This window comes from Pseudomonas sp. VD-NE ins (assembly GCF_031882575.1).
GTDB lineage: Bacteria > Pseudomonadota > Gammaproteobacteria > Pseudomonadales > Pseudomonadaceae > Aquipseudomonas > Aquipseudomonas fluorescens_BZ.
On the sequence record NZ_CP134772.1, the window covers coordinates 3,757,364 to 3,776,951 of the forward strand.

Consider the following 19,588-nt stretch of genomic DNA (forward strand, 5'->3'; position numbering starts at 1 on the left):
TCAGGACACCACTTGCCCGGCCGGCACTTTCAGGCCGTCATGCCACCACGCCGCGAAACTGAAGACGTTGGGCGCCTTGAGAATCGTGAAGTGGTTGCCCGGCCCGTACCACACCGCCAGATCCGCAACCTGGCGCTGCCAACCCTCGACCATCGCCGCTTGCTCGCGCTGATTGCCCCACGCATCCAGCGTCGGATCATCGACCAGCGCCAGCCGCACCGGCCCGGTGTAGGCCCGTTGCGGTTGATAGACCGTGCGCAGTGCTGTGGCGAAGGTGCGAACCGGCCCGTGCATGGCCTGCGCTGACGAACGCGCAGACAACACACCGGCGCGCACCATGCCCTCGTGCAACAACCGCATTTGCGTGGTGTCGTCAGCCTCGGCGAATGCCAGCGGCTCGATGCCCAACGACTTGCCGCTGGACAGTTGCAGCGTCTCGATCAAGCGCTCCAGTGCGGCGGTCGTCGTATACGGTTTGCCCGCCGTGCCGTTGCCGCCCGGGGATTCGCTGTCGATCAGGGTCAACGACGCCACCTCACGCCCGGCCACCTGCAACTGCGTCGCCATGGCATGCGCAACCCAACCGCCAAACGAATGGCCGATCAAATGCACCGGGCCTTGCGGATACAGTTGCTCGACGGCTTGCAGATAACACGCGGCTGCCGCTTCTACCTGACTGTGCGGCACGCCGTGACCATCCAGGCCACGCGGTTGCAGGCCGTAGATCGGCCACTCCGGACCGAGCGCTTCGGTCAGGTGAATGAACCCGGTGACACTGTCGCCCGCCCCCGGCACGCAAAAGATCGGCGCATGCCCGGGGTGCCCGCTCTGAATCGTCAACAGCGGCTGATAGGCCTCTGGTTCCGGAACCTGCGCAGCGGCCATCGCCTGACTCAAGGCCTGGCCGAGTGCCTGAATATCCGGGGTTTTCATCATGCTGCGGTGATCACCCGGGACATCGATGCAGCGCAGCAATCCAGTGGCAACTTTCTTCTCCCAGCCACGGGTTGGATTGGGTTGTGCCTGCCCCGGCATCAGTGCCTGAGCGCGGAACAAGTGCACTGGCTGACTGGCCGGGCTGACCCGGTAATGCGCCAGCGCCAGGCCATGAGCGGCCTCTCGATCGAAGTAACTCCAGGCATCCGCCGCCGACAGTGCGGCCAGTTCCGGGTCAGGCAATTGCTGTTCGCAGCAGCGCTGGAACAGTTCATCGAAGGCGATGAGTTCGACTTCAGCCTCGAGCCTGTCTACGTCAGCCAACGCTGGCAGCCCTTCTTCTCCACGCATCTGCGAACGCGCGCGGCAGTGCTCAAGCAATTGACGCTTGTCGCGATGCGCGCCGCTCCAGCGGGTTTCATCCTGGCTGGCCGGATGCGGCGCGTAGGTATCGAGCAGGCCGACAAACGCCACCGCCTCATCGAGGCCGAGCAACTGCTGAGCGATTTCATACGCCAGCAAGCCGCCAAACGACCACCCGGCCAGACGGTACGGCCCATGCGGTTGTACCGAGCGAATAATCCCGACCATCCGCGTGGCCATGCACTCAAGGGTGCGCAGTTGCGGCTGGCCGAGTGGCACGCCGGGTAAACCGTAAATCGGAAACTCGCCCTCGATATGCAGGCCCAATGCCGGGAAGTACACGTCCCGTCCGCTGAACTCATGGATCAGGAACAGCGCATCGCCGCCCGCGCCCGGCCGCACCACGACCAGTCCTTCCGGATGTTCGGGCGCTTCGCTGCGCTGACTGAGCAACGCGGCCAGCGCTTCGACACTCGGGCGCTGGAACAGCTCCGCCAGCGTCACCTGTTGCCCCGCACGTTGCAGCAGGTTGACCAGACGAATCGCCAGCAGCGAATGCCCGCCCAATTCGAAGAAGTTGTCGTGACGTCCGACCTGCTCGACATTCAACACTTCACCCCAGACCCGCGCCAGCAAGGTTTCGACCTCGCCTTGAGGTGCTTCGTAATGTCGGCTGAGTACCGCGTCGAGACCCGGTGCCGGCAGCGCCTGACGATCGATCTTGCCGTTGGGACTCAACGGCAGAACCTCGAGCGCGACAAACGCGCCCGGCACCATGTACTCGGGCAACTGCTCGAGGATGAATGCGCGCAACGTGTCGATAGCGGGCGCAGCAATGCCCTCGCGCAGAGTGAAATACGCCACCAGACGCTCGTCGCGCATCAGCACGACCACCTCGCGTACACCCGGGTGCCGGATCAAACGCGCTTCAATTTCACCGAGTTCCAGGCGCAAGCCGTGCAGCTTGACCTGGAAGTCATTGCGCCCGAGGAACTCAAGGTTGCCGTCGGCGCGGTAACGCACCAGATCGCCGGTGCGGTACAAGCGATCACCGGCCACGAACGGACTGTCGATAAAGCGCTCGGCCTGCATCTGCGGCAGTCCCATGTAACCGCGCGCCACGCCGATACCGCCGATGTGCAACTGGCCAATAACGCCCAGCGGCACCGGTTGGTCATGCGCATCGAGCACATACAGACGGGTGTTGCAGATGGCCTTGCCGATCGGCAATTCCGACGTTGGCACCGGCATATGTGGTTCCAGTGTCCATGCCGTGCTGTCGACCGTGGCTTCGGTCGGGCCATACACGTTATGCAGGCGCACCCACGGCAGGTGCTGGCGCACGGCAGCGGCCAGTGCCGCCGTGAGTTCGCCGCCACCACAGAAAATATCGCTGAGGCTGGTGCATTCACTGACCTCCTGCAGCTCAACAAACTGCTGCAACAGCGCCGGCACAAACTTGACCACGGTAATCCGTTGCTGACGAATCACTTGCGCCAGATACGCCGGCTCCCGATGACCGCCCGGCCGTGCCAGTACCAGGCGTACGCCGGCCGTCAGCGGCCAGAAGAACTCCCACACCGATCCGTCGAAACTGAATGGCGCTTTCTGCAACAGCGCGCCGTCTGTGGTCGGTGGGCAAATCTGCGAGCCCCAATGCACCAGATTGCACAAGCCACGGTGTTCGAGCATCACGCCTTTCGGTGTGCCGGTCGAACCCGAGGTGTAGATCATGTACGCCAGATTCGAAGACGTCAGGCCAGACACCTGCGGATTGCGTTCCGACTGGTCATGCCAAGTGCATTGATCAAAGTCGATCAACGCCGTCTCACTCTCAACGAACAACGATCGGGTGGCTGTGTGGACCAGCACCGCCACCGGCGCGCAGTCCCTGAGCATAAAGTCCAGGCGCTCCGCCGGGTAAGCCGGATCCAGCGGCACATAGGCACCACCGGCCTTGAGAATACCGAGCAGCCCCACCACCAGATCGAGTCCGCGCTCGACGCACAACGCCACCCGCGCATCCGGCCCCACGCCCTGCTCGCGCAGGTGATGCGCGAGGCGGTTGGCACGGGCATTCAGCTCGCGATAGGTCAGGCTGTGTTCGCCCGACTGTACGGCGATGGCGTCCGGCTGACGCTGCACCTGCGCTTCGAACTGGCTTTGGATCGGTTGCTCGACCGGGCAATCGACTTGCGTCGCGTTGAAGTCGCCGAGCAAGCGCTGCTGTTCATCCGCCGCGAGCAGGTTGACTTGCGCCAACACCACTTGGTCATCGCTGACCAGCGCCGCCAGCAAGCGCTGCAAGTAACCGGTAAAACGTTGCACGGTCGACTCATCGAACAACGCCGTGGCGTAGCGCAGCGCGCCACGGATTCCTTGCGGGTTTTCCCCCAGGCTCAGCGACAGGTCGAACTTCACAAAGTGATTTTCCCCTGCCAGGCCTTCCAGCGTCAGCCCGCCCAACGCCAGGGCGGGCGCGACGCTGCTGTCCCAGCTCACCAGCGTCTGGAACAACGGTGTGTGGGAAAGGCTGCGCACCGGCCGGGTGATTTCCACCACGTGTTCGAACGGCAGATCCTGATGCGCCTGTGCAGCCAGGGTCTGCGCCTTGACCCGCGCCAGCAGCGCTGCACCGGTCAGATCACCCGAGGTATCGACGCGCAGCGCAAGCGTGTTGACGAACATGCCGATCAACCCTTCTGTCTCGGCGCGGGTACGGTTGGCCACCGGCGAGCCAATGACCACATCGGATTGCCCGGACAGGCGCGCGAGCAACATTGCCCAGGCGCTCATGAGCACCATGTACGGCGTCACGGCGTGACGCTGACACAACGCCTTGAGACCGGCGCTGGTCTGCTCGTCCAGCACGATCTCGACACTGCCGCCGCAATGATCCTGTTGCGCCGGACGCGGGCGGTCGGTTGGCAGGCTCAACAATACCGGGGCGCCGGCCAGGGTCTGCTGCCAGTAATCGCTCTGGCGCTGCAGCACCTCGCCGCTGAGCCAGCGACGTTGCCAAACCGCATAATCCGCGTATTGCAGGGCCAGAGGCGGCAGCGGATCGTCCTCACCGAGGCTGAACGCCTGATACACCGCCATCAGTTCGCGGGTCAGCACGCCCATCGACCAGCCGTCAGAAATGATGTGATGCATCGTCAGCAACAGCACATGATGATCATCGGCCAGACGCACCAGCCGACCGCGAATCAACGGGTCGTCCTGCAAGTTGAACGGCCCGCGCGCTTCAGCGTCGACCAAAGCACGCAAGGCCTCCTCGGTCTGCGGCTGTTGCCGCCAATCTTCCTCAATCAGCGTCAGGCCACTGTCGACCGAGGCGATCAGCACCTGTGCTTCGTCGTTCAGTTGGGTGAACCGACTGCGCAGGGTTTCGTGACGAGCGACGATCCGCGCCAATGCCCGTTGCAGTGCCACGGCGTCGAGTCGGCCACGCAGGTGCAAGCCCAGAGGAATGTTGTAGGCGGTGTTGCCGCCGTCCATCTGCGCGAGGAACCACAAGCGTTGCTGGGCGAAGGACAACGGCAGCGCCTGATCGCGCGGCGCTGGCAGAATCTGCGGCAAGCTGCTGCGTTCGGCCTGACTCAACACTTCGGCGACCGCCGCCAGTTCCGCGTTGGCAAACAGATCAGCCAGCGCCAGTTCCACACCCAATTGCTGGCGCACCTGGGAGAGCATGCGCATGGCCAGCAATGAATGGCCGCCGAGTTCGAAGAAGTTGTCATGGCGACCGACCTGTTCGACCTGCAACACCTCGGCCCAGACCTGCGCCAGGCTTGCTTCGAGTGGATTGGCCGGTGCCTCGTAGGCCCGACTGAGCAGCGCCTCCTGGGTCGGTGCCGGCAGCGCCTTGCGATCGACCTTGCCGTTGTTGTTCAGCGGCAACACCTCGAGTTGCACCCAGGCCGTCGGCAGCATGTATTCCGGCAGACGGGCATGCAATTGCGCGTTCAGTTCGGCACTGTCCAACAGTCCCTCGTGCGCCGTGTAGTACGCCACCAGACGCGGGCTGTCCTGACCGTCACGGCGCGCCAGCACCACCGCTTCCTTGATCCCCGGGCAGTTCAACAGGCGGTTTTCGATTTCCCCCAGTTCGATGCGGAAGCCACGGATCTTCACCTGATCGTCGTTACGCCCGATGCAGTCAAGTTGCCCCGGTGCCAGCCAGCGCGCGAGGTCGCCGGTGCGATAGAGCAACGCACCAGGCGTTTCGCTGAACGGATCGCGGAGGAACTTCTCGGCGGTCAGATCCGGCCGGTTCAGGTAACCCAGCGCCACGCCCTGCCCGCCGATGTACAACTCGCCGGTGACGCCCATCGGCACCGGTTGCTGATACGTGTCGAGCACATACACCTGCGTGTTGCCGATCGGCCCGCCAATCGGCACGCTGTCGGCGTTTTCCGGCACTTCACGCACTTCGAATGTCGTGGCGTACGTGGTGGTTTCGGTCGGACCGTAGCAATGCACGATGCGCAATGCCGGGGCCTCGGCCAGCAGTCGCCGGAACGCCGCCGGATCGCCACGCTCACCGCCGCACAGCAGCATCCGCAGGCCCTTGAGCGCCTGCGGAATCAGTTGCACGTACTGGTTGAACAGCGCGGTGGTGACAAACAGGATCGTCGCGCCACTGGCACTCAGTTCGCGACCAAAGGCATTCGGATCGAGCAAGGTTTGATGGTCAATGATCACCACGCGACCGCCATTGAGCAGCGGGCCCCAGATGTCCATGGTGCTCGCATCGAACGCCGGATTCGAGGCGAAGACCACACGATCCTGTGCCTTGAAATCGGCGTAACCATTATTAAGCACCAAGCGGCCGATGCCCCGGTGCGGCACCATTACCCCTTTCGGCGTGCCGGTGGAACCCGAGGTGTACATGATGTAAGCCAGCGCCTCGGAGGACTGCAGCAGGTTGGGGTTGTGCGTCGGCTGTCCGCTGAGGGTCAGCGTGTCGAGGTCGATACGCGGTGCGGCGTAGTCGATGACTTCGCTGCTGAGGGTCAACAGCGCCACCGCCTGACAGTCCTCGACCATGAACGCCTGGCGCTCGGTCGGCGCATTGATGTCCAGCGGCACATAGGCTGCCGCACATTTAGCGATGGCCAGTTGCGCGACCAGCAGCTCCAGCGAACGCGGTAACAGGATCGCCACGTGATCGCCCGGTTGCACGCCGTGAGCGATCAGGTGATGGGCCAAGCGATTGGCCTGAGCGTTCAGCTCAAAGTAGCTCAGTGAATGTGCGCCATGCACCGCCGCCACAGCTTTGGGATGCGCAGCTGCCTGCTGTTGGAAAACCCCGTGTACGGTCAGTGTCTGCGGGTAGTCATGCGCGGTGGCGTTGAAGTCGTACAGCAAGCGCTGGCGCTCATCGTTTGTCAGCAATGGAACACGTTCCAGCACCGTTTGATCATCGGCAACCATCGCTTCGAGCAGGCGCTCGAAGTAACCGATGTAACGCGCAATCGTCTGCGCATCGAACAATGCAGTGGCGTAATTCAGCGTGCCACGAATCACCCCGCTGACCTCACCCAGTGTCAGCGTCAGGTCAAACTTGGCAACCTCGCCCGGCCCCGCAACGCCCTCCAGGGTCAGCTCACCCAACGCCAGTTGCGGGCCGACGCTGCTGTCCCAGTTCAGTGTGGTCTGGAACAACGGGCTGTGCGCCAGACTGCGCACCGGTCGGGCGATTTCCACCACTTGTTCAAACGGCAAATCCTGATGCGCTTGCGCCTCCAGTGTCCGCGCCTTTACCCGCGCCAGCAGCGCTTCGACACTCGGCGCGTCCGAGGTGTCGATGCGCAAAGCGAGTGTGTTGACGAACATGCCGATCAAGCCTTCGATTTCAGCGCGGCTGCGGTTGGCCACCGGCGCACCGATCACCACATCGGTCTGCCCGGACAGACGACTCATCAGCAGCGCCCAGGCGCTCGTCAAGGTCATGAACAGGGTCGCGCCGTGACGCTGGCTCAACGCTTTGAGGCCAGTGCTCAAGCGTTCGTCCAGCAACACCTCGACGTGGCTGCCGGCATAGTCCTGTTGTGCCGGTCGCGGGCGATCGGTGGGCAACGTCAACAAGGCCGGCGCGCCCTTGAGGGCCTGCTGCCAATAGTCGCTTTGCCGCTGCAGCACTTCACCGCTGAGCCACTGACGCTGCCACACGGCGTAGTCGCCGTATTGCAGGGTCAATGGCGGCAGCGGATCAGGCTGACCGTGGCTGAACGCTTGATACAACGCCATCAACTCAGCGGTCAGCACGCCCATCGACCAGCCATCGGCAACGATGTGATGCACGGTCAACAGCAACACATGATGATCGTCGGCCAGGCGCACCAACCGCCCGCGAATCAACGGATCGTTGTGCAGATCAAACGCTGTCGAGGCTTCCTGCGCCATCAATCCCTGCAAAGTCTGTTCGGCATGCAGCTGTTGACGCAGGTCGTCAACGCGCAACAGCAAACCGCTGTCGACCGGGGCAATCGCCACGTGGGCGCTGTCGTCGAAGCTGATGAAACGGCTGCGCAGGGTTTCGTGGCGGGCAACGATTTGCGCCAGCGCCGCTTGCAGGGCATCGATGTCAAGTCGACCGCGCAGACGCAGGCCAATGGGGATGTTGTACGCCGAGTTGCCACCCGTCATCTGCGCCAGGAACCACAGGCGTTGTTGGGCGAAGGACATCGGCAACGGTTGATCACGCGGTGCCGGCACAATGTCCGGTAGCACGCTACGCCCGGCACGATTCAATACTTCAGCGACTGCGCGCAACTGCGCGTCGGCAAACAGGTCACTCAGCGCCAGTTCGACGCCGAGGCGCTGACGGATCAGCGAGACCATGCGCATCGCCAACAGCGAATGACCGCCGAGTTCGAAGAAATGATCATGACGGCCGACCTGCTCGACTTGCAGAACTTCGGCCCAGATCTGCGCCAGTGCGGTTTCCAGTTGGCCTTGCGGCACCTCGTATTCGCGGGTCGGCAGCGCGGCCAGATCCGGTTTCGGCAACGCCTTGCGGTCGACCTTGCCATTGGCGGTCAGCGGCAAAGCTTCGAGCCGGACAAACGCTGCCGGCACCATGTAGTCCGGCAACTGCGCCAGCAGCTGCTCGCGCAACTCGCCCAGCGCCAGTGGCTCGGCCCCCGCCTGTTCGGTGAAGTACGCCACCAGTCGCGGTTGACCGGGTTGGTCCTCGCGGGCCAGCAACACCGCTTCGTTGATCCCGGGGAGCTGATTGAGCCGGGTCTCGATCTCGCCCAATTCAATGCGCATGCCACGGATTTTCACCTGGTCGTCGTTACGCCCCAAATAGTCTAGCGAGCCATCTTCGCGCCAGCGGGCAAGGTCACCGGTGCGGTACATGCGCGCATTCGGCGTGCGGCTGAACGGGTCGTGCAGGAAGCGCTCGGCAGTCAGATCGGCGCGGTTCAGATAACCCCGGGCGACGCCCGCGCCACCGACGTACAACTCGCCCATGACGCCCATTGGTACCGGACGTTGCTGCTCGTCGAGCAAGTAAATAAAGGCGTTAGCCACTGGTTTGCCGATGTGCAATGCCGCGCCGACTTCAATGCGGCCCGAAGTGGCAACCACGGTGGCCTCGGTAGGGCCGTAGTTGTTGATCACGGCGAAGCGCTGGTCGCGGTTGAACTGGCGCAAGCGGTCGCCACCAATCAACAAGGTGCGCAAAGTCGGGTGATCGAAGTTCTGGCTGAACGCGTATTCAGCAATCGGCGTTGGCAGGAAGCTCACATCCAGTGGTTGCCCGCGCCACCATTCGAGCAACGCGTCGATGTCTTCGCTGCCGTCATGGGTCGGCGCCAAGTGCAAGGTCGCGCCCACACACAGGGCCGGCCAGACTTCCCACGCCATCGCATCAAAGCCAAACCCGGCAAGGCTTGAGGTGTGGCTGCCGGCGCGCAGGTCGAACGCTTCACAGTGCCAGTCGACCAGATTGGACAGCGTCTGATGCTCGACCATGACGCCTTTGGGCAGACCGGTCGAACCCGAGGTGTAAATCACGTAGGCCAAATGCGCAGCGCTCAGCCCCGGCACCGCAGGATTGTGCTGCGCCTGCGCCGGCCATGCGCACAGGTCGACATCGATCACTGGCACGGTCAGCAGTGGCAGTCTTTCGTGCAGATCGCTTTGCGTGAGCACCGCGACCGGCGCACTGTCGCCGAGCAAATAGCCGATCCGCTCAGCGGGATGCGCCGGATCGATCGGCACATAGCCGGCGCCAGCCTTGAGAATGGCCACCAGACCGACCAGCGTATCCAGACCGCGGCGGGCGACGATGGCCACACGGTCATCGGCTTTCACCCCGATGGCGATCAAGTGATGCGCCAACGCATTGGCCTGACGATTGAGCTGCAAGTAAGTCAGCGGCTGCTCGGCAAACACCGCTGCCACAGCCTGCGGATGCTCGGCGACCTGCGCCTCGAAGCGTTGGGCAATCGTCAGCCCGCGCGGGTAGCCGGCCTCGGTCGTGTTGAAACGCACCAGCAACTGTTCGCGCTCGGATACCGGCAGGATCGACAACCGATCAAACCCCACGTGTGGCGTATGCTCCAGCGCATCAATCAAGGAGCACAACGCACCCTGCATGTACCCACAGATTCGCTGTGCATCAATCCCCGCCCCGGCCAATACCTTCAGGCGGAAGTCTTCGCCGAGATCATCAACGCTGAGGGTCAGGCGATAGTTGGTGTGTTCCTCGGCATCGAGCAATTGCATGCCGTGCCACGCCGCTTGCACCTCGGCCGATATCGGCCCGACCGGGGTGCTGTGACGATAGTTGAGCAACGTGCTGAACAGCGGCGTACCCGCCGGCATCGCGCTGCACTGTTGCACCTGCGCCAGTTGCGCGTGCTCATGAGCGAGCAACTGACTCAAGCGTTGATGGGTCGCCAGTGCCGCACCTTTAACGCTGTGCGCATTCAGTTCGATGCACAGCGGCAAGGTGTTGATGAACACACCCAGCGCCCGTTCCGAGCCTTCACCGCCCTGCAATCGGCCGAGCAACACCGTGCCGAAGACCACGGCGTCGCGCCCGGACAATTGCCCAAGCACCTGCGCCCAGGCGAGGTGCATCAGGCTGGCGGCGCTGACACCCAAGCGCCGTGCCTGTTGCCTTACGCTGTGGCTGAGTGTGTTTTCCAGCGTCAACTGCGCTTCTTGCGCGGGCCCGTCATGGGCCAGATTCTGACCATAGGGCAAAGTCGGCTCATCGATCGCGCCGAGCATTTCGCGGAAGAAGCTTTCGTGCTCCTGTTCACTCAGACCAGCCTGGGTATGCGCCACATAGTTGCGATACGGCACCGGTTCGCTCAAGTGCCCGGCGTTGTCCAGCAGAAACGCCTGCATCTCGTGCTGCAGCACCTCAAGCGCCACGTGATCCATGACCAAATGATGGAACAGCAACAACGCCACCACCCGTTGATTGACCGCATCACGGCTGTACACCACGCGCATCAGCGGCGCCTCGGTGACGGGCATGCGGTAGTTATCGATGGTGAAGCGCTCACGCAACTGGTTCAGCGCATCGCCCGCTTCGGCATCCAGCGCCAAAGCTTCGCAGCGCAGCGAAGCCTGACGCCAGACCACTTGCACCGGTTCTTCAAGGCCTTCCCAGAACAGCGAAGTGCGCAGAATGTCATGGCGTTCAATCACCCGTTGCAGGGCAGTGGTGAAGGCTTGCAAACGCTGTTCATCGGTGAAGGCAAACTGCGCCTGCAGCACATACGGATCACCCTGCGCCGCCGACAGATGATGGAACAGGATGCCGGTCTGCAAAGGCGCCAGCGGGTAGATATCCTGCACGTTGCGCGCACCGCCGGGGACACTCGCAACGATGCGGTCAATCGTCGCTTGATCCAGCGCCACCAGTGGCAGCAGCTCGGGCGTGATGCGCGTGCAATCGGCCGGAACAAGATTGGCTGGCACCGCTGCCTCAGGCTCTCCGCCCACCGCCGCTGCCAATGCGGCCAGCGTCGGTTGGTCGAACAGCACGCGAATATCCGCCGACAGGCCGGCCCGGCGCATGCGCGCAACCAGATTGACCGCCAGCAGCGAGTGGCCGCCCAGTTCGAAGAAATGATCGAAGCGCCCGACCCGCTCAACCTTCAGCAACTCGGCCCAAATCCCGGCAATCACGGTTTCGACTTCACCGACCGGGGCTTCGTACGCGCGGGTCAGCAGCGCCGAAGGGTCAGGGGCCGGCAAGGCCTGGCGGTCCAGTTTGCCGTTGGGGCTCAGTGGCAAGGCCTGCAGATGCACAAACACCGCAGGCACCATGTAATCCGGCAAGTGCTTGAGCAGTTGGCTGCGCAACTGATCGATTTCCAGCGGCTCGCCGCTGTAGTACGCGACCAGACGCTGATCGCCCGGCACGTCTTCACGAGCGAGCACCACCGCTTCGCGCACGCCGTCGATGTGCGCCAGATGCGCCTGAATCTCGCCCAGTTCGATGCGCAGACCACGGATCTTGACCTGATCGTCGTTGCGCCCCAGGTACTCGATGTTGCCATCGGCCAGATACCGCGCGACGTCGCCGGTGCGGTACAAACGCGCGCCGGGCTGATCATTGAACGGATCGTCGAGGAAGCGTTCGGCCGTCAGCTCAGGTCGATTCAGATACCCCCGCGCCACCTGCACCCCGCCCAGATACATCTCGCCGACCACACCCAACGGCGTCGGTTGCTGATGCGCATCAAGGATGTACACGCGGGTGTTGCACAGCGGTTTGCCGATCGGCGGCGTGCCGTCCGGCACCGGCGAATCCGCCTCCAGCGTCCACACGGTGCTGTCGACAGTGGCTTCGGTCGGGCCATAAACGTTATGCAGGCGCACCTGCGGCAGACGCTCGCGCACGCTGCGCACCAACGCGGCGGTCAGCTCACCGCCACCACAGAACACATCGCTCAGGCTGCGGCACTCAACGACTTCTTCCACTTCAAGGAATTGCTGCAACAGCGCCGGTACGAACTGGACGACATTGACCTGTTGCTCACGAATCAGCTGCACCAGCGCGGCCGGATCGCGGTGGTCGTCCGGGCCGGCGAGAACCAGACGCATGCCGCTGGTCAATGGCCAGAACAGCTCCCACACCGAAGCGTCGAAGCTGAACGGGGTTTTCTGCAACAGCGCGGCGCCAGTCGGCAGCGGACACAGGCCGGTGCTCCAGTGCAGCAGATTGCCCAGATTGCGGTGCTCGACCATCACGCCTTTCGGCGTGCCGGTGGAGCCCGAGGTGTAAATCACATAAGCCAGGTTCGCGGCACTCAGGCCCGCTACCTGCGGGTTGCTTTGCGCAAGGTTTTGCCAAGTGCAATGGTCGAAATCGACCCGCACGCCCGCCCACTCGCCAATCAGCGCACGCGTCGGCGCATGCACCAGCAGCACCGTTGGTGCGCTGTCCTCAAGCATGTAGGCCAGACGTTCGGCGGGATAGCCCGGGTCCAGCGGCACATAAGCGCCGCCGGCCTTGAGAATCGCCAGCAGACCGACCAACAACTCCGGCCCACGCTCGACGCAGATCGCCACCCGCGCATCGCTGCCCACGCCGCACTGGCGCAGGTGATGGGCGAGTTGGTTGGCGCGGCGGTTCAACTCGGCGTAACTCAAACGCAGCTCACCGGCCACCACGGCGTCAGCGTCGGGGGTGCGCAATACCTGCGCCTCGAAGCGACCATGAACGGTCGGCTCGAGATCGTGGGCGACGGCGGTTGCGTTCAGATCGAACAGCAGGTGCTGACGCTCGTCATCAGCCAACAGCGCCACCTGCTCCAGTACCGCTTGATCGTTGTTGACCATTGCCTGCAACAGTCGCTGGAAGTAACCGACATAACGCTCAATGGTCGACTCGTCGAACAGGGCAACGGCGTACTCCAGCACACCGCGAATCCCGCCCGGCGCGTCTGCCAGCGTCAGCGACAAATCGAATTTGGCAAAGTGGCTCGGCTCGGCGACGCTTTCCAGCGTCAGCTCGCCCAGGCTCAGGCTGGCGCCGTGGCCGCTGTCCCAACTGAACATCGCTTGAAACAACGGGCTGTGCGCCATGCTACGCGCAGGCCGGGTGATTTCCACCACTTGCTCGAACGGCAGATCCTGATGCGCCTGCGCCTCCAGCGTTCGCGTCTTGACCCGCGCCAGCAGCGCCTCGCTGCTCAACTCGCCCGAAGTATCGATACGCAGCGCCAGGGTGTTGACGAACATGCCGATCAGACCTTCGATCTCGGCACGGATACGGTTAGCCACCGGTGAACCGATGACCACTTCGGCTTGCCCGGACAACCGACTCAACAGACTCGCCCAGGCACTGAGCAGAAGCATGTACATCGTCACGCCGTGACGCTGAGCCAAGGCCTTGAGTGCGGCGCTCAGGCGTTCGTCGAGCACCACGTCGACGGTGCTGCCGGCGTAATCCTGCTGCGCCGGGCGCACGCGGTCAGTCGGCAACGTCAACAGTGCCGGAGCGCCGGCCAGGGTCTGTTGCCAGTATTCGCTTTGACGCTGTAGCACCTCACCACTGAGCCAGCGCCGCTGCCACACCGCGTAATCGCTGTATTGCAGCGCCAGCGGTGGCAGTGGATCTGGTTGACCGTGGCTGAATGCCAGATAAAGCGCCATCAGTTCACGGGTCAGAACCCCCATCGACCAGCCATCGGAGATGATGTGGTGCAGAGTCAACAGCAGCACATGATGATCATCGGCGAGGCGCACCAAGCGACCGCGAATCAGCGCATCGTCCTGCAAGTCGAATGGCCCCGAGGCTTCGCCCTGAATCAGCGCCTGCAAGGCTTCATCGGGTTGCGGGTGCTGGCGCAAATCTTCAACGCGCAGCAGCAGACCGCTGTCGACCGGGGCGATCAGCACTTGCGCCTCGTCATTGAACTGGGCAAAACGGCTGCGCAGGGTTTCATGCCGCGCGACGATGCGCGCCAAGGCTTGTTGCAGGGCCGGTTCATTCAACTGCCCACGCAGGCGCAAGCCGATGGGAATGTTGTACGCGGTGTTGGCGCCTTCCATTTGTGCGAGAAACCACAAGCGTTGCTGAGCGAATGACAGCGGCAAGGCGCCGTCTCGGGCCACCGCGACAATCTCCGGTTGCGTGCTGCGCCCCGCTTGCGCCACCGCCTCGGCAACCGCTGCCAGTTCGGCGTTGGCAAACAGATCGCCCAGTGCCAGCTCCACGCCAAGGCGCTGGCGAACCTGGGACACCATGCGCATCGCCAACAGCGAATGGCCGCCGAGCTCGAAGAAGTGATCCTGACGCCCTACTCGCTCGACGTGCAGCACCTGCGCCCAGATCTGCGCCAAGGCGCTTTCCAGTTCGTTGTGCGGTGCCTCGTATTCGCGGGTAAACAGCGCCGCACGCTCAGGTTTCGGCAGGGCCTTGCGGTCGACCTTGCCATTGGCGGTCAACGGCAGTGCGTCGAGTTTGACGAAGGCCACCGGCACCATGTACTCCGGCAACTGAGTCAACAGGTGCGCGCGCAACTCGGCCACGGCCAGCGGTTCGACCTGACTCTGCTCGGTGAAATACGCCACCAGGCGCGGCTGGCCGGGTTCATCTTCGCGGGCCAGCAGCACCGCTTCCTGAATGCCGGGCAACTGATTCAGGCGAGTTTCGATTTCGCCGAGTTCGATGCGCACGCCACGGATTTTCACCTGATCGTCGTTGCGCCCCAGGTACTCGATCGTGCCGTCCGCGCGCCAGCGTGCGAGATCGCCGGTGCGATACATGCGCGGGTTCGGCAAGGAACTGAACGGATCGTGCAGGAAGCGTTCGGCGCTCAGGTCGGCCCGGTTCAAATAGCCGCGAGCGACCCCGGCACCGCCAACATACAACTCGCCCATGACGCCAATCGGCACCGGCCGCTGCTGTTCATCGAGCAGGTACACCGTGGCGTTGGCCACCGGTTTGCCGATGTGCAAGGCGTCACCCGCCTCGATTCGCCCGGAGGTCGCAACCACGGTGGCTTCGGTCGGGCCGTAGTTGTTGATCACATCGAATTGCTGGTTGCGGCTGAACTGACGCAAACGGTCGCCACCGATCAGCAGTGTGCGCAACGTCGGGTGCTCGAGGTTCTGGCTGAAGGCATATTCGGCCACGGGTGTCGGCAGAAAACTGACGTCCAGTGGCTGCGCGCGCCACCAGTCGAGCAGCGCATCGATGTCCTCGGTTCCCTCGTGCGTCGGTGCCAGATGCAAAGTCGCACCAGCACACAACGCCGGCCAGACTTCCCAGGCCATGGCGTCGAAACCGAACCCGGCAAGGCTCGAGGTGTGGCGACCGGCGCACAGATCAAACGCGCTGCAATGCCAATCGACCAGATTCGACAAGGTGCGGTGTTCGACCATCACCCCTTTGGGCAGGCCGGTGGAACCGGAGGTGTAGATCACGTAGGCCAGATGTGCGGCGGTCAGGCCCGGCACCTGCGGATCATAGGTCTCGCTCAGCGGCCAGGTGCGCGGGTCAAGATCGATCACCGGCACCGCCAGCGCCGGCAGGCGATTGCGCAGATTATTTTGAGTCAGAACAGCGACGGGGCCGCTGTCGCTGAGCAAGTAATGCAGACGCTCGGCCGGGTGCGCCGGGTCAACCGGCACATAACCGGCGCCCGCCTTGAGAATCGCCACCAGCCCGACCAACGTATCGAGGCCTCGGCGGGCGACGATGGCGACGCGATCGTCGGGCTTCACCCCCAGTGCAATCAGGTGATGGGCCAAGGCGTTGGCATGCCGGTTGAGCTCGGCATAACTCAGTTGCTCACCGAGGTATTGCGCGGCCACGGCTTCGGGCCGCTGCGCCACTTGCGCCTCGAAACGCTGGGCAATGGTCAACGTCGCCGGGTAGTCGGCGTGAGTGGCATTGAACGCTAACAGCAGTTGCTCGCGCTCGGCCGCCGGCAGAATCGGCAACTGGTTGAGTGCGGTGTCCGGCGCCAGCTCCAACGCCAACACCAGACTCTCCAGGGCGCAGTGCAGGTAATCGCAGATGCGCTGTGGATCAACCTCGGTGGTGGCCAACAATGTCAGGCTGAAGGCATCGCCGAAATCATCGACGCTCAGGGTCAGCGGATAGTTGGTACGTTCTTCGGAGCTGATCGTGCTGATGCCTTCCCACGCGGCCAGGGTCTCGGCACTGGCCGTCGCCGCCGTGTGGCTGTGGCGGTAATTGAGCAAGGCACTGAACAGCGGCGTCGGCGCGACCACACCACTGCAACGCTGGGCCAATGCCAGCGGCGCGTGTTCGTGGCGCATCAATGTGGTCAGGCGTTTATGCGTCGCCTCCACCGCCGCACGCACGCCCTGCGCATCGACATCGACCCGCAGCGGCAAGGTGTTGATGAAAATCCCCAGCGCCCGTTCGGTGGCTTCGGCGCCTTGCATACGGCCCATCAGCACCGTACCGAACACTACGTTATGTTTGCCGGTGAGCACGGCCAGCACCTGCGCCCAGCCCAGATGAAACAGGCTCGCGGCACTCACGCCGAGTTGCCGCGCCTGCGCCCGCAGACGCTGACCGAGCAACGGGTTGATCGGCAGGCTCAGCTCGGCGATGTCGAGGCCGTCACCCTGCACGTCCTGCAAACCGTACGGTAGCGTCGGCTCGGCAATGTCAGCGAGCATCTCGCGGAAAAAACCCTCGTGTTCCGCTTCGCTGATGCCCAGCCGCGCTTGCGCGACGTAATTGCGAAACGGCACCGGGCGCCCGAGCGATTGATCGTCGCCAGTGAGGCAGGCGAGCAGTTCGTGACGCACCACGTCGAGCGCCGAGTGGTCCAGGGCCATGTGATGGAACAACAACGTTGCGACCACGCGCTGACCGTCCTCGTCCCACGCGTAGGCCAGACGCATCATCGGCGCACACCGGACCTCCAGACGGAAATGCCGTGCATCGAAACGTTCGTGCAGTTGCTGCAGCGCATCACTTTCGCCGTCTGCCAGCACGATCTCTTCCATCGGCAACTGTGCCTGACGCCAGACCACTTGCAGCGGCACGTCCAGCCCTTCCCAATGCACTGCCGTGCGCAGGATGTCGTGGCGATCGATGACCTTTTGCAAGGCTTGCGCGAAGTCCTGCAGACGCTCACGGCTGTTGAACGCAAAGTACGATTGCATGACGTAGGGATCGCCCTGCTCGTTGCTCGCGTGGTGATAGAGAATGCCTTCCTGCAACGGCGCCAGTGGGTAAATGTCCTGCACATTGGCGGCGCCGCCCGGTACCTCGGCGATCAAGCGGTCGAGGGTCGGCTGATCCACTTCAGCCAGGGTCACCATCGCTGGCGTGATGTGTGTGCTGCCGGGGAGAATGCCGTTGGCCGGGACGTCGATCTGGCCGACGCGAGTGGCCGAGTATTGTCCGCCCTTGATCAGTTCGATCAGCGCCGGTTTGTGCTCACGCAGCGCGGCCAGCAATGCCGGATCGCTCAAGGCCTGTTTGTTGCCGTTCACCCGCAGCTGATCATCGGTGACCGCCAGTTGGATGTCTTTAGCCTTCAATGTGGCCAACAGTTCGAGCACATTCACAGGACGATCTCCATTCTTTCCGTAATTGCGGCGTAGCCGGCCAGGGTCGGTTGTTCGAACAACGCCCTGACATCGGCTTCCATGCCTTCCTGACGTAACCGGCCGATCAGACTGATCGCCAGTAATGAGTGACCACCCAGTTCAAAGAAATGGTCGTGACGCCCTACCCGTTCGACGTTGAGCAGTTCGGCCCAGAGCCGTGCGAGGGTGATCTCGACTTCGCCGACCGGGGCTTCGTATTCGCGGGTTTTCAGTGATTGCTGATCCGGCGCCGGCAGGGCCTTGCGGTCGAGTTTGCCGTTGGGGCTCAGTGGCAAAGCGTCGAGATACACGAACACGGCGGGCACCATGTAGTCCGGCAAATGCTCGAGCAAATGACTGCGCAGCAGGTCGATGTCCAGCCGTTCACCGGTGTAATAGGCGACTAGACGTTTGTCGCCCGGCACGTCTTCACGGGCCAGCACCGCCGCTTCTTGCACGCCGTGGACCTGGGTCAGGCGTGCCTGAATTTCGCCCAGTTCAATACGCAGACCGCGAATTTTCACCTGATCATCGTTACGCCCCAGGTATTCGATATTGCCGTCCGGCCGATACCGCGCGACGTCGCCGGTGCGGTACATGCGCCCGCTCGGCTGGAACGGGTCGTCGAGGAAGCGCTCGGCATTCAGCTCAGGTCGGTTCAGATAACCGCGCGCCACCTGCACGCCAGCGATGTACAGCTCGCCGACCACGCCTTGCGGCACGGGCTGCTGTTGCGCATCGAGGATGTACATACGGGTGTTGGCGATCGGCTTGCCGATCGGCGTGTTGTCCGGGGTCTGCTCGATGGATCCGGCGCAATCCCACGCGGTCACGTCGACGGCCGCTTCCGTCGGGCCGTAGAGGTTATGCAACTCGCTGCCCGTTAACTGAAGTTTGAAACGTCGCACCAGACTGCCCGGCAACGCCTCACCGCTGCACATCACCCGACGCACGCTGTCGCAGCGTGTGGTGTCGCTGTTGGCGAGGAACACGTCGAGCATCGACGGCACAAAGTGCAGCGTGGTGATGTTTTCGGTTTCGATCACTTCAGTGAGGTATTGCGGATCCTTGTGTCCGTCCGGCCGAGCCATGACCAGTCGCGCGCCGGTCATCAGCGGCCAGAAGAACTCCCACACCGACACGTCAAAGCTGAACGGGGTTTTCTGCAACACCGAATCGGCAGCGGTCAGGCGATAGGCATCCTGCATCCACAGCAAGCGGTTGACCACCCCGGCGTGTTCATTGACCACGCCCTTTGGCTGGCCGGTCGAGCCCGAGGTGTAGATCACGTAAGCGCTGTGCTGAGGCGTCAGCGCCGGGATTTGCGGATTGTCGGCGGACAAGGATTGCCAGCTGTTCTGGTCAAGATCGACCACTGCCGCCGTGATATCTCCCAGCAACTCGCTGGTAGCCGCGTGCACCAGCACCACGGCCGGCGCGCTGTCCTCGAGCATGTAGGCGAGGCGCTCCGGCGGATAGGCCGGGTCGAGCGGTACATAAGCGGCGCCGGCCTTGTTGATCGCCAGCAGACCGATGACCATTTCCAGGCTGCGCTCGACGCAGATCGCCACCCGCGAATCCACTTGCACGCCAAGGCTGATCAAGTGCCGGGCCAAGCGATTGGCGCGTTCGTTCAGCTGCGTGTAGCTCAATGCCTGATCGCCGGCGACTACGGCGACAGCCTGTGGCGTACGCCGCACCTGCGCCTCGAACAAGCCGTGCA

At 63.3% G+C, this 19,588-nt stretch carries 2 protein-coding genes (1 of these 2 only partly in view); both read right to left on the minus strand.

Annotated features, from left to right (window positions below):
• Positions 1–17,844, minus strand: coding sequence for a non-ribosomal peptide synthase/polyketide synthase (locus RMV17_RS16820; RefSeq protein ID WP_311881298.1), 17,844 nt, complete (start codon positions 17,842–17,844; stop codon positions 1–3).
• Positions 17,841–19,588, minus strand: partial view of a non-ribosomal peptide synthetase gene (locus RMV17_RS16825; protein ID WP_311881300.1) — the 3' portion only. It continues 11,269 nt past the right edge of the window; 1,748 of the gene's 13,017 nt are visible here — the last part of the coding sequence; its start codon lies off the right edge, out of view — the gene reads right to left on this strand; its stop codon occupies positions 17,841–17,843. The genes RMV17_RS16820 and RMV17_RS16825 overlap by 4 nt, the downstream gene beginning before the upstream one ends.